The organism is Sphingobacteriales bacterium (genome assembly GCA_016700115.1).
Taxonomy (GTDB): Bacteria; Bacteroidota; Bacteroidia; order Chitinophagales; family UBA2359; genus UBA2359.
In genome coordinates this window covers 299889-313078 of the sequence record CP064999.1, presented here as the reverse complement: position 1 = coordinate 313078, position 13190 = coordinate 299889, and the positions used below count along the sequence as shown (strand labels likewise).

The following is a 13190-nucleotide window of genomic DNA, read 5'->3' as shown; positions in this document are numbered from 1 at the left end:
CTTCATTGTTGGTTGTAATGGAATAGCTGTTTGGGAATATTACCCTTGCAAAGCGGCAACTCCACCCACAATTTCTGTAAGTTCGGTGGTGATTGCTGCCTGACGGGCGCGGTTGTATTGTATGCCAAGTGTTTTTAGCAGTTCTTCCGCATTGTCGGTGGCTTTGTCCATAGAGGTCATCCTTGCACCGTGTTCGCTGGCGTTGCTGTCCAACAGGTAACGGTAAAATTGTGTTTTCAGGATTTTTGGCACTAACTCTTCGATGATTTCTTTTTGACTTGGTTGATAGATGAAGTCATTCACCATGTTTTCACCGGCTTTTTTAGTGCCTGCCGGAGCATCCTGCTGCAATTTTTGAATGGGTAAAAACTGTTCGACAGTGGGGAGTTGTGTAATCTGATTTTTGAACTGGTTGTAAACCACTTCCACCACGTCAAAGTTTTGATTTTCAAAATCACTCATTACCCTTTCTGCAGCTTTGGCAACATCCTCAAAGGTGAGATCGGCAAACAGGCTGACGTAATCGGTATTAAACGATACATTTTTTTCCTTTTTCAGGGCTTCATATCCCTTTTTTCCGATGTTCAGAATGGTTACATTTCCGTTTGCCCGCTGGGTGGCATATTTATTTTGAATCAGCCCTTTTACAAGTTTGGAAACATTGGCGTTAAAACCGCCGCAAAGGCCACGGTCGGAAGTCAGCAAAACAATGAGTACCTTTTCGACAGGGCGTTCTTTGGTATAGCCCATATCCACATCACCCAAACCGCCGGAAGCTATATTGCCCAAAATGCTGTACAATTTGTTGGCATAAGGGCGCATTTTTATGATGCGGTCCTGTGCTTTGCGCAATTTGGAAGCAGCCACTAATTTCATGGCTTTGGTAATTTGCTGCGTTGATTTGACCGCTTGTATTCTAATCCGTACTTCTTTTAACTGACCGGGCATATTTTAAAAACTGGGTTTAACAGATAGTATATAAAGAGGCAGCACTTCTGTATTTTAAGAAGCGCTGCCTGTTAAATGATTAGTTATACTGGCTCGAAATTTCATTGGCTAACGTTGTCAGGGTTTTATCCATGTCGTCGTTGATGCTGCCTTTCTTTTCGCGAAGTTTTGCCAACACATCGGGGAACCGTTTTTCCAAACTGGCAAGGAAAGTCATTTCAAACTCTTTTACCTTATTGACCGGCACATTGCGGAGCAGGTTTTTGGTACCGATATAGATAATGGCCACTTGTTTTTCTACCGAGTAAGGCGTATATTGGTTTTGTTTCAATACTTCCACGTTGCGGGCACCTTTGTCCAACACAGCTTTGGTGGCGGCATCGAGGTCAGAACCAAACTTTGAAAATGCTTCTAACTCGCGGTATTGCGCCAAATCGAGTTTCAGGGTTCCTGCTACCGATTTCATGGGTTTAATCTGTGCGTTTCCACCTACGCGGGAAACAGAAATCCCTACGTCAATGGCGGGTCTTACACCGGAGTTAAACAATCCGAGGTCGAGGAATATTTGACCGTCTGTGATTGAAATTACGTTAGTCGGAATATAAGCAGATACGTCTCCGGCCTGGGTTTCGATAATAGGCAATGCCGTCAGAGAGCCGCCCCCTTTGACCAAATGTTTGATGGTATCGGGAAGGTCGTTCATACTTGCTGCAATGCCGTCGTTGTTGATGATTTTGGCGGCGCGCTCCAGCAAACGGGAGTGCAGGTAAAAAACATCGCCCGGATAGGCTTCGCGTCCGGGAGGACGGCGCAACAACAAAGACACCTCGCGGTAGGCTACGGCTTGTTTGGAAAGGTCATCATAGATAATCAGTGCCGGACGGCCGGTGTCGCGGAAAAACTCACCGATGGCACAACCGGCAAACGGTGCGTAAAACTGCAAGGGGGCGGGGTCGGAAGCCGAAGCATTGACAATGACCGTATAATCCATAGCTCCGTTTTCTTCGAGGGTACGGGCTATATTGGCAACGGTGGATGCTTTCTGACCGATGGCCACATAGATACAGTAAACGGTTTCACCGCGTTCGAAAAATTCTTTTTGATTGATGATGGTGTCAATGGCAATGGCTGTTTTTCCGGTTTGACGGTCGCCGATGATCAACTCGCGCTGTCCGCGTCCAATGGGAATCATCGAGTCAATCGCCTTGATACCTGTTTGAAGGGGCTCGTTTACCGGTTGGCGGAAAATAACGCCAGGAGCTTTACGCTCAAGGGGCATTTCGAATCTTTCTCCGGTGATGGGGCCTTTCCCGTCTATCGGCTCTCCCAAAGGATTTACCACGCGGCCAACCATTCCTTCGCCCACATTAATTGAAGCGATTAACCCGGTACGGCGAACGGTGTCGCCTTCTTTGATTTTTCCGGACTGCCCCATTAACACGGCTCCTACATTATCTTCTTCTAAGTTAAGCACAACGGCTTTCACTCCGTTTTCAAATTCTATCAACTCTCCGGCTCTTACTTTGGTCAGTCCGTATATACGGGCAATTCCATCGCCGATTTGCAATACGGTTCCAATTTCTTCGAGGTCGGTTTCCGACTTGAAGTTAGAGAGTTGCTGCCTTAATATCGCAGATATTTCTTCCGGTCTTACTTCTACCATAGTTTTACTGTATGTATATAGTTAGAATTTATTCAATGACTGATTATGAAGTAACAGTTGCGTCTGATTCAGCATCATGCAACCTTCAGTGAAATTAGAACTGACGGATGTATTTGTTTTCCTTGAATTCTTTTTTGAAATCGAACATCTTATTGGCGATGCTGCAATCGTATTGTTTGTCGTCAAAAGTCAGCACAAATCCTCCTAAAATGGAAGGGTCTATGCTTGTGGTAATTTCGACCCATTTTTTACCCGAATGGCTGAGTACAATTTCTCTGACCTGTTCCAAAAGCTGTTCATTCACCGGAACTGCCGTTACTAAATTGGCGGTTGCGATTTGTTTCAGCTCTTTGTACAGTTCTTTGAACGAGGAAATGACTTCGGGCAGGTAAAACTCGCGGTGTTTGGTGATAACGAGGTTGATAAAACCCGAAGTAATGGGCTCAAAATGGTCTTTAAAGATTTCTTTGATGATGGCCAGCTTTTTATCCGATTTAATAATGGGGCTTTTCAGCATCAAAAGCAAGTCGCGGCTATGAAGGGCTTTGTCAAACTCAAGCACATCATCGTAAACCTGCTCTAATTTGTTGTTTTCAAGAGCAAGGTCTAACAAAGATTTTGCGTATCGGGATGCTAATCGTGTAGCAGACATAGCGGAAGTGTTGGTTTGTTGAAATCAATGGTTCGGCCTTTTGTGTTGCGGGCATATTTCCGGTTGTTTACCATCATACAGACATTTTGGGTAAAAAACGGCAGAGTCATGCCCCGCAAAGGCGGCGGTTTAATTGAGTTTGATGTTATTTAATTCCTGTACAACAAAGTTTTCCTGTGCCTTTGGGTCGTTCAATTCTCTGCGAAGCACTTTGGTAGCCAGTTCAATGGCCGAGTTGCCAATCAGGTTTTTAACCTCGGTAATGGCTGCCATTTTTTGGTTATGAATTTCCAAAGCGGCATCTTCCACCACTTTTTTTGCCTCGGCTTTGGCCTTTTCTTTGGCTTCGGCAATGATGGAGTCTTTAATTTCTTTGGCTTCTTTAATAATTTGGGCGCGCTCTTCTTTTGCCTCAATGAGCAATTGCTCGTGAGTAGATTTGAGTTCGGCCATTTCCTGACGGGTTTTTTCGGCTTGTTTCAGAGAGTTCTCAATGCTGCCTTCGCGCTCTTTTAGTGCGCCGATGAGGGGTTTCCAGGCAAATTTGCCCAAAAAATACCACAATGCTAAAAACAGAATCGTTGTCCAGAAGATCAGCCCGAGATCGGGAGTCATTAAAGCTGATGAAAGGAGTATAAGCATGGAAATTGCTATGATTACAATAGTGAGTTAACAAATTAATGGGTAAACGTGCAAGAAAAACTGCCCCCTCGCCATCCGCTCGGGGAACAGTTTTACGGTTCAATACTTTTTAGAAGAAAAGTGTTAGCAAGCAAACAACTACGGCAAAGAGCGCTACCCCTTCGACCAAAGCTGCAGCCAAAATCATGTTGGCGCGAATATCACCAACAGCTTCGGGCTGACGTGCAATTGCTTCAACTGCGCTTCCACCGATGCGGCCTACACCAACACCGGCACCTAAGGCTGCCAAACCTGCACCGATACCACCACCTAAAGCGGCAATTTTACCGGTAACGCCGGCGGCTTGAAGTAAAATAAGTCCTAAAAGTTCCATAAATAAAATATTTGTGGGTTTATAGAAAAATCTGTTTAATGGTGATGTGGCTCTTCAATCGCTTGTCCGATAAAAACAGCCGACAACATCGTAAAAATATAGGCCTGTAATGCGGCTACCAACAACTCCAAAGCGTTCATAAACAAAATGAACAGACTTGCAAATATGCTCACTCCAAATCCTGCTGCATTTCCGGCAAATTCGGCGAATATAAAAATGATGCTCACCAAACTGAGAATGATGATATGCCCTGCCGTAATATTGGCAAACAAACGTATCATCAAGGCGAATGGCTTGATAAACACCGACAAAAATTCGATGAGTATGATAATCAGGTTAATTGGAAACGGAGTTCCGGGAGGGTTGAAAATATGACCCCAGTAATGTTTGTTTCCGGCAGTATTGGTCAGAATAAAGGTAAACAAGGCCAGAGTGGCTGTAACCGCAATATTGCCCATCACATTGCCGCTGCCCGGAAAAAATGGAATTAACCCTATCATATTGCTGATCCAGATAAAAAAGAATACGGTCAGCAGGTAGGGCATGTATTTTTCGTATTTATGTCCCAGGTTTGGTTTGGCGACTTCATCTCTGATGAATATGATAATCGGCTCAAAAAAGGACTGAAGCCCTTTGGGAACCATATTGGTTTTGTAGGAACGGGCAATGCCGATAAACAACCAAAGCATCAAACCCACGGCCAACATCATGGTAAATACCACTTTGGTGATGGAAAAATCATAAAATGAAGCGCGGCTTGCGGTAAATTCTACCCCGCGATAACTCACTTTGCCATCGTGGATGGCATTAATCTCATTCGATCCGGTTTTGGGAAAATTCGGGTCGTCCACATATTTCAGCACACCGTGGTCTAAAACATAGCCGTTATAGGAATTGTGTCCGTGGTGGAACACATTAGACATGAAAATTTCAAAACCCTGATGTTTGTTATAGACGATGCAGGGCAGGGGGATGGCAAACTTGCCGGCAACATGAAATTCGTTGGCATCGGTTACGTGGCCGATAATCAGTTTACCCACGTCCAATTTCTGCTCTCCTTCGTGATGGCCGTCTGCTGCAAGGGTTGCGGGATGTCCGGCAGGGGTGGGGGCGTTGGTGCCGGCAGGGGTCGTGCCATGGCTGTGGTCGTGCCCTTCGTGGCTATGGTCGTGTTGGCTGTGGTCATGTCCGTCATGACTATGGTCGTGCGTCTGGGCTTGCAAAATCAAGCCTTTAAAGACAATAATTAGCGCAATAATGAAAAATTTTACCACTCGTCCGGCCAAAATATTATTTCCCACTGTTAATTATCTTTTAATTTCGCCGCAAAGATAGTAATTTAACTGTTCGATAGGGTTGTTTTTTTGAAAAAAAAGCTAAGGTTTCAAAGTTTCGGAAACAGAACCTGAAATTGCCGGCCAAAATCGGGGCGGGTGATTGAGAATTAAAAATTGACAACGGATAAATGCCAACGAATTAAGTGCAACTGCCCTGCACAAATCAAAAGATATGCTTAGGAAAAAGGGGGAAACTTTTGGCATTTAACCCTGTAACTGTTCATAGTTCTTGCCTTGGTTACCCATAAACAACCTATGCTGCCGCATTAGCCCAAAATGCTGAGGTATATATATTGAATCAACGCAGTTTTTTTGCGGCTAATCGTAAAACATCCACGAGGCACCAAACCGGAACACACGATCAATTCCGGGATAGGTGGGCGAGGTGAAGTAGCTTTTGTCCTTAAACAGTCCCTGATGCAGATGCTCCATTTTGACATAGAGCCGCACCCTTTTTATTTTAAATGCACCATAAACCTCGAGCAGGGGATAGGCCATGACCACATCTGTGGTTTGAAGATGAAATTGACCGGTTGCAGGCATATAGGCATTGGTGAAAAAGTCGGTTTGTATGTTAAACAGGAAACCCAACTGCGCCAACAGTGCATTTTTAAACATCGGTTGTTGCCAGTAAAACAGGGATTGTGCCCAATATAAAGGCAATTTAACCTTGTCTGTGCTGCTCAGTTGTAGCCCCATCCGGTTGTACAGGTAAAAATTTCGCCACCGCAGTTGATTTTGCAGGGAAAAACGGCTGATATTGATGGCTTCTGAAAGTTGTTGCGGGATTGCCTGCTCATTCCAGAAGATAAAACCGGCAAAAGTATGGGCCACATAAGACAACTCTAATTTATGTTTCGGGTTAAAATAGGCAACTTCCAACTGCAGGGCATTGATTTTGTTAAAATCGTTGTTCCATCGGTAGTGGTTGGAAAAATAAAAGTCCTGAATATAATCGGGGGTTAGTCGGGAGGTAATTGCCTTGCCCCGGATTCCGCCTACCTTTTCGGACCAAAGCAACTGCAAATTGGCTTCGGCATACAAGTCGCCTGCATTAAATCCAAACAGGGCATACTGTGCCGCAACATGATAGCGGAAACGGTTTGATTTCGGGCTGCTGTGCACCACAAAATTCAGCGTTCCGCTGTTGAGTTTTGGCTGGTCTTGGGTAACTGTGAAAATGGTGTCCCTTTGGGTGGTATAACTGACGGGTCCGATATTGATTTGCTGAATCGGCAGGGTATCTTGTCCTGTAAACCGGTTGATTTCGATGATTTCGTGTGTAAATCCCGCCCGCATGGTATGGGATTGATCCCCTTCTGTTGTATTGGCGCGTTTTTTTCCGGCCATCCACGACACAAACAGTTCGTTTTTCCAGGTTCTGCTGCTGATGGAGTCGGCGGTTTTTGTGCGACTGATAAAAAAATCGGGGTAAAACCCTTGTTGAGGCGGGCTGTTGTCCTGATACAGATTTTTGAACTTGCTGACACTAAAGGCATGACCTGCTTTCAGGGAAGTGTTCATCCCGCCGGCAGAATCTGTTTGAACCGAATCCTGGGGAATTGTGCCGGATCTGGAAATCAGGTCGTATGTCTGTTGCAGCAACATCTCCCGGCTACGCTGTTTGTTTTCTGCATTGGCCAACCGGACATTGACCACATTGGTACGCGGCAAAAGGAGTTCGTCCAAAATCACATTGACCGTATCGCCCAAACGCAGTTGCTCAGGCAATACCCCCCCGTTTTGCTGCACGGTAGCGGCGTTATTTATAAAAACTCCGATAGCGTTGTATCTTTTGTTGGGCGACTCAAACCAAATTGAGCTGCTCAGGTTTTGATGATTGGCGCGCTGCCTTTTGAAAGCTCCCGGGCTGCTGACCATCCTGTAGTCCACCAAATAGCGCAGGTTGGATCCCAGTGCCTGTGCAAAGGTGATGGTCGCGCTTTGTTCTTCCAGACCGCCTATGGTATATTTTATCTGCGCATAAGGATAGTTGCCGGCATAAAAACGCACCGAATCGCGCGAATAGGCATACCGCTCAAATTGCCGGAAACCAAGATGAAATCCCATCTTTTTGTCGTACTCAAACTCGGACGACTGAAAGGCCTGCCCCACATTGCCAATCTGACGCGCCATCCTGTTTGCGCTTTGCAAAGGATTGTAAAAAGGAAATTCAAACAAAGAGGTATCAGGCAGTTGGCGGTTGCCGAAATCGTACCGGTCTTTTGTAAAAAAAATTTCTGTATGCCGCAGATCCGCTCTGATGGTATCGCGCTTGAGTATCTGACCAACCGCAAACTGTTGAAACAGACATCCGGTTACTGCCCAAAATAATCCTGTAATAACAGCAAGTCTGAGGCCGGACGTATGGGTGAAGATTGGGTTAATGCTCATTTGCCGAAGCAAGTTTTTCTGTGAATGTACCGTAATAACCAAACACAAATTGCTGCACGCTTTAAAAATATCCGATGCTTAGCTAATTTGGTTAGTTTTTATTGATTAAACCTGCCGTTTTTTTCCGGCACTCCTGTTTCCGGCTTCCCCAACAACCCCCTGTCCCCTGTTACCGGTACCGGGCTGCCTGCATTTTCACCGCCAAACGATGGGCAAGATACAACACATTACCGGTTTGGCTGAAAAAAATATCCGGACATTCCAATCCGAAATGAACGACAAAGATAACACCCCTTCAACATTTCCACATCATGGTGTCAATGCAGGAATTCATACTTTTCCTCCTTTTGGAATTAGAAAAAGACAATACGGACTATAAGTCAGGATTTTGGGTAAAAAATACGGTTGATTCTACACCAATGCAGGGGTGCATAGGATTGTTGCAGGGGTGCAATGAGGCAATGCAGGGGTACATCGCGTTGATGCAGGTGCTCAGTAAGTCAGGGCAGAGGTGCAACGGTTTGTAGCAGGGGTGCAATGATGCTTAGCAGGTATGCAATGAGTTAATGCAGGGGTACAATGCGTCAATGCAGGGATTCATAGGTTTGTTGCAGGGGTGCAATGTTGTATGGCAGGTGTGCTTTGAGTTATTGCAGGGGTACAATGAGTCATTGCAGGGGTGAAGTAGCCTTTTGCATAGGTCGGAAATGATCTTATTGTTGTTTGAGAAGACACCAACAACGACACAAGCACAAATTCCCCTCTTGGGTGTGGCAAGGGGTGGGTTCTTAGTCCCTCACAGGCATATTGGGGTTCTTTGTGAGGATACAACCAACGGCACAAAACATAATGAGGGGTTCAAATAAACCTTTAAATTTGTGAATTCTGCAACTATTTAGTAGCTTTTTTGCGTTTATTTATTTAAAATTGCATTAAAAAATTTAAAAAAGAAATGGCTTTAAATTTTGAAGAGGGTGTAAGTTTTGAAGTAAAAGGTGAAATTGGTAAAAACAGCACCTTTCGAATTGAGCGCCTCGAAAAGATTGCTGAAAACTTACAAGTACTTATCGAAAAGATTGCTTTAGCTGATATTTCCGAATCTTCGGCAATAGACTTAAAAGATTTTAAAATTGAACTGTCAAGATATAGATCGGATAGGGCAGTTTCTGAATTTGTATTTGCCCCAATTGTTGAACAAGCGGATACAGACGACATTCATCTTAAACGGCATATAGTTAATAAAAAGTTTGAAGATTTAGTAATAATATTTTCAAAAGGTGAATACGAAAAAATAAAAACATTCTACCCGGACGAAAAAAAAAGATATAGTATTGTTAAGTATTTTTATGAATTTTCAACTTCATTTGGCAAAAGTCCTGTAAACATTGTAAGTTTTATAGATAATGAAAAAATAGTTCCTTTATATCAATTAAAACAGCTTTTAAAAACCAAACTCGAACTTATAATCCCAAAAGAAGAATCAGTAAATCCACCTCTTTCCTATGCACCAACTATCATTGAAACAGATAACGTTAAATATATTTTAAACACTCCTTTAATGTGTGATTTAGAAAAAGAAGAAAATTACTATGTAATCACCAACGAAATGCTCGATATAACCGGTACAGGCTTAACCATAGACGAAGCAAAAGCAAGCTTTAACCAGGAATTTGACCATATTTATACGCGGTACAACCAATTAAAGGACGAAAATCTTAGCGAACGCATCCTAAACATAAAAAGAATGCTGCAAACTTTAGTAAAATCAGTTGAATAATTATGGCGGTACTTGATGCTACAAAAACGTATAAAAGCCTCAAAAGCAAAGGTTTTGTTGATGCACCCAATAGAAGTAATGACCATAAATACCTCGAATTATATCAAAATGATAAGTTGGTACTCTATACCAAAATTAGCCACGGAGAAAAAGACTTAGGCGATCACCTTATTTTACAAATGTCGCGTCAATGCAAATTGACCAAATCAGAATTTATTGATTTAGCAAAATGCCCCCTTTCTGAAAAAGAATACTTTCAAATTTTGGAAGAAAAAGGAATTGTACGACCATATACTGATCCCTCTCACGACAATACCCCTGAGTAAAGTTTGAGTTGTTTGTTTGTACACCAACAACAAAAGCAAAAATTCCCCTCTCAGGAGGCAAAAGGTGGGTTTTTCCTACAATTACCAATACCCCCAAAAGCAAATTACCGACACCAACAACGACAGCGCAAATTCCCAACTCGGGAGGGGCTAAGGGTGGGCTTTTCCTACCATTACCAATGCCCCCAAAAGCATATTGCCGACACAAATAACAACAACAGCGCAAATTCCCCTCTCAGGAGGCAAGGGGTGGGTTTTTCCTACAATTACCAATACCCCCAAAAACAAATTGCCGACAACAAAAACAACAGCGCAAATTCCCCTCCGAGGCTAATCTTGTAGAGGTTTTTCTCCCGAAGATTTTTACACAGAGAAAAATAATATACTCTGTGGTTCTCTGTGCTGCCTCTGCGAACCTCTGCGATTAATAATTGCCGGGAATAAAGCAATAAAGCACCGGTACTCCGAAGCATCCTCAATTCCGGCAAAAGCCGGCACACCAACCAAACCCCTGCAAGATTAACTCAAGTGGGATAGGAGGGGAATTTAAAGACCTACGTCAGTAATTGATGGATCAAAATTAAATTAGAGCTGGTATTAAATGTCTGTGGATGACTTAAAGAGTTGACTTAGGTTGTTAAGAATAATTGAAAAAGTCTGCCCTCCTTTAGGTGACAAACCGAGTAGTTTGTTTTCACCACCACCTTATTACCTTATTGTCCGAAGTGCATACATCCCTTTTTTATGCTTTCATTTTTATTAGGTAATAAGGTTTGTGAGTTTACTTGTTATATATTTTACTAAGGTAATAAGGTTATACCACTTCACTATCTAAAAGAACCCGCCCCTAACCCGACACCCCCTGCCCCCCTCAAGTGCTAATCTTGTAGAGGTTTTTCTCCCGAAGATTTTTGCACAGAGAAAAATAATATACTCTGTGGTTCTCTGTGCTGCCTCCGCGAACCTCTGTGATAAAATAATCGCCGGGAATAAAGCAATAAAGCACCGGTACTCCGAAACACCCTCAATTCAGGCAAAAGTCGGAACACCAACCAAACCCCTGCAAGATTAACCTCGGAGGAGTTAGAGGTGGGTTCTTCCTGATATTACCAATGCCCCCAAAAGCATATTGCCGACACAAATAACAACAACAGCGCAAATTCCCCTCTCAGGAGGCAAGGGGTGGGTTTTTCCTACAATTACCAATACCCCCAAAAACAAATTGCCGACAACAAAAACAACAGCGCAAATTCCCCTCCGAGGCTAATCTTGTAGAGGTTTTTCTCCCAGGAATTTTTACACAGAGAAAAATAATATACTCTGTGGTTCTCTGTGCTGCCTCTGCGAACCTCTGCGATTAATAATTGCCGGGAATAAAGCAATAAAGCACCGGTACTCCGAAACACCCTCAATTCAGGCAAAAGTCGGAACACCAACCAAACCCCTGCAAGATTAACTCAAGTGGGATAGGAGGGGAATTTAAAGACCTACGTCAGTAATTGATGGATCAAAATTAAATTAGAGCTGGTATTAAATGTCTGTGGATGACTTAAAGAGTTGACTTAGGTTGTTAAGAATAATTGAAAAAGTCTGCCCTCCTTTAGGTGACAAACCGAGTAGTTTGTTTTCACCACCACTTTATTACCTTAGTAACCAACTAATTACACACTCAAAAAAAACCTTATTACCTTATTGTCAGAAGTGCATACATCCCCTTTTTATGCTTTCATTTTTATAAAGTAATAAGTTTTGTGAGTTTACTTGTTATATATTTTACTAAGGTAATAAGGTTATACCACTTCACTATCTAAAAGAACCCGCCCCTAACCCGACACCCCCTGCCCCCCTCAAGTGCTAATCTTGTAGAGGTTTTTCTCCCGAAGATTTTTGCATAGAGAAAAATAATATACTCTGTGGTTCTCTGTGCTGCCTCTGCGAACCTCTGCGATTAATAATTGCCGGGAATAAAGCAATAAAGCACCGGTACTCCGAAGCATCCTCAATTCCGGCAAAAGTCGGCACACCAACCAAACCCCTGCAAGATTAACTCCGAGGAGGGGCTAAGGGTGGGTTCTTTTAGATAGCGAAGTGGTATCAACAACAAAACACAAATTCCTCCCCCTCCAAAAAAAAAAATTCCCCCCCAAACATCGCCAAGCCCAACAAAATAAGATACGCCAAAAAAATTAGCAAAAATTTTGAAAAAAATAGCAACTCCGGCGAACTATTTAGTCGGAGTTGTCGTTTATAGTGGCAAATGGCTAAAAATGTTGTCAATATCAACCAATAGTCATCTAAAACATAAATCTATTTGCAAATAGACATAAACAATTTTTTTTCACCCCCAAATTTTAATTTGCTATGATCAAATTTAAAATTTATCTGGCGTTTTACAGGCTCGCCGATGCCTTGCTGATTTTGTTGGTTCAGCGCATTATCGGAATGATGACGGGCAACCCGAATTTCGCAACGCCCAGCCCTACCTTAGCAAGTGTAACTACCTTGCTCGACAACTTTATCACCGCTTGTGTCAATGCTGCCGACGGGGGTAAAACCCTGACCGCCATCAAACGGCAACAGCGCGCCCTGCTCACCGCCCAACTCCGGTTGCTCGCCTCTTATGTGGAAAACATCAGCAACAACGACGAAGCAGTGATTCTCAGTTCCGGTTTCGACATCTACAACGGACCTTATCCTCCACGGCCCGTGCCCGATGCACCGACCAACCTCCGCCTTTCTGACGGAATCGTTTCAGGAACTATCAAAGCAAAAGTGGACGTGGTCAATACGGCCGATGTGTATGAACTCCGGTTTACCACCGACAGTTTCGGACCCGAAGCCCGCTGGACCAACCTTCCCGTATTTCTCTCACCAACTAAAATGACGATTTCCGGACTAACTCCCGGCGTAACGGTCTGGGTGCAGGTGCGCTGCATCAACAACCGGGGAGTCAGCAACTGGAGCGACCCCGCTTTCTTCGAATTCGTCCGTTAGCAAATCGGTGAACGGAAGCTATTTGCGCAACCCTTTCCACCCACCTGCCTCACCCGCAGGTGGGTTTTTTATGACATCTTTCCC

11 protein-coding genes are annotated in these 13190 nt (G+C 43.6%); 4 read left to right on the top strand and 7 right to left on the bottom strand.

Features of this window, described 5'->3' with window-relative positions:
- Positions 1 to 39: 39 nt before the first annotated feature.
- The 7 genes from atpG to IPM47_01145 form a co-directional block, all read right to left on the bottom strand.
- Entirely contained in the window at positions 40 to 948 is a 909-nt protein-coding gene (gene atpG, locus IPM47_01175; GenBank protein QQS29593.1) for an ATP synthase F1 subunit gamma, read from the bottom strand.
- 79 nt (positions 949 to 1027) lie between these two features.
- Positions 1028 to 2611, bottom strand: a complete 1584-nt coding sequence (locus IPM47_01170) for a F0F1 ATP synthase subunit alpha (protein ID QQS29592.1) — start codon at positions 2609 to 2611, stop codon at positions 1028 to 1030.
- Between the two features lie 94 nt (positions 2612 to 2705).
- On the bottom strand, positions 2706 to 3263 hold the full coding sequence (gene atpH / locus IPM47_01165; protein ID QQS29591.1) for an ATP synthase F1 subunit delta: 558 nt from the start codon (positions 3261 to 3263) through the stop codon (positions 2706 to 2708).
- Between the two features lie 129 nt (positions 3264 to 3392).
- Positions 3393 to 3905 carry a F0F1 ATP synthase subunit B gene (gene atpF / locus IPM47_01160; protein QQS29590.1) on the bottom strand — a complete coding sequence of 171 codons (513 nt, stop codon included), beginning with the start codon at positions 3903 to 3905 and terminating at the stop codon, positions 3393 to 3395.
- 109 nt (positions 3906 to 4014) lie between these two features.
- Positions 4015 to 4278 carry an ATP synthase F0 subunit C gene (gene atpE, locus IPM47_01155; GenBank protein QQS29589.1) on the bottom strand — a complete coding sequence of 88 codons (264 nt, stop codon included), beginning with the start codon at positions 4276 to 4278 and terminating at the stop codon, positions 4015 to 4017.
- Between the two features lie 35 nt (positions 4279 to 4313).
- Complete coding sequence (gene atpB / locus IPM47_01150) at positions 4314 to 5579, bottom strand: F0F1 ATP synthase subunit A (GenBank protein QQS29588.1); 1266 nt, start codon at positions 5577 to 5579, stop codon at positions 4314 to 4316.
- Positions 5580 to 5933: 354 nt separating this feature from the next.
- Positions 5934 to 8009: a hypothetical protein gene (locus IPM47_01145; GenBank protein QQS29587.1), complete on the bottom strand. Its 2076-nt coding sequence runs from the start codon at positions 8007 to 8009 to the stop codon at positions 5934 to 5936.
- 208 nt (positions 8010 to 8217) lie between these two features.
- On the opposite strand from IPM47_01145, the gene IPM47_01140 reads away from it, so the two are divergent.
- The 4 genes from IPM47_01140 (at position 8218) to IPM47_01125 (ending at position 13106) form a co-directional block, all read left to right on the top strand.
- Positions 8218 to 8388: a hypothetical protein gene (locus IPM47_01140; protein QQS29586.1), complete on the top strand. Its 171-nt coding sequence runs from the start codon at positions 8218 to 8220 to the stop codon at positions 8386 to 8388.
- Between the two features lie 573 nt (positions 8389 to 8961).
- Positions 8962 to 9786, top strand: coding sequence for a hypothetical protein (locus IPM47_01135; protein QQS29585.1), 825 nt, complete (start codon positions 8962 to 8964; stop codon positions 9784 to 9786).
- Positions 9787 to 9788: 2 nt separating this feature from the next.
- Complete coding sequence (locus tag IPM47_01130; GenBank protein QQS29584.1) at positions 9789 to 10112, top strand: hypothetical protein; 324 nt, start codon at positions 9789 to 9791, stop codon at positions 10110 to 10112.
- 2361 nt (positions 10113 to 12473) lie between these two features.
- Complete coding sequence (locus IPM47_01125) at positions 12474 to 13106, top strand: fibronectin type III domain-containing protein (GenBank protein ID QQS29583.1); 633 nt, start codon at positions 12474 to 12476, stop codon at positions 13104 to 13106.
- Positions 13107 to 13190: the final 84 nt, after the last annotated feature.

Bases quoted from the DNA above. Each gene is read 5' to 3' on its own strand.
- atpG (QQS29593.1), bottom strand. From the start codon at position 948: ATGCCCGGTCAGTTAAAAGAAGTACGGATTAGAATACAAGCGGTCAAA.
- IPM47_01170 (QQS29592.1), bottom strand. From the start codon at position 2,611: ATGGTAGAAGTAAGACCGGAAGAAATATCTGCGATATTAAGGCAGCAA.
- atpH (QQS29591.1), bottom strand. From the start codon at position 3,263: ATGTCTGCTACACGATTAGCATCCCGATACGCAAAATCTTTGTTAGAC.
- atpF (QQS29590.1), bottom strand. From the start codon at position 3,905: ATGCTTATACTCCTTTCATCAGCTTTAATGACTCCCGATCTCGGGCTG.
- atpE (QQS29589.1), bottom strand. From the start codon at position 4,278: ATGGAACTTTTAGGACTTATTTTACTTCAAGCCGCCGGCGTTACCGGT.
- IPM47_01145 (QQS29587.1), bottom strand. From the start codon at position 8,009: ATGAGCATTAACCCAATCTTCACCCATACGTCCGGCCTCAGACTTGCT.
- IPM47_01140 (QQS29586.1), top strand. From the start codon at position 8,218: ATGGGCAAGATACAACACATTACCGGTTTGGCTGAAAAAAATATCCGG.
- IPM47_01135 (QQS29585.1), top strand. From the start codon at position 8,962: ATGGCTTTAAATTTTGAAGAGGGTGTAAGTTTTGAAGTAAAAGGTGAA.
- IPM47_01130 (QQS29584.1), top strand. From the start codon at position 9,789: ATGGCGGTACTTGATGCTACAAAAACGTATAAAAGCCTCAAAAGCAAA.
- IPM47_01125 (QQS29583.1), top strand. From the start codon at position 12,474: ATGATCAAATTTAAAATTTATCTGGCGTTTTACAGGCTCGCCGATGCC.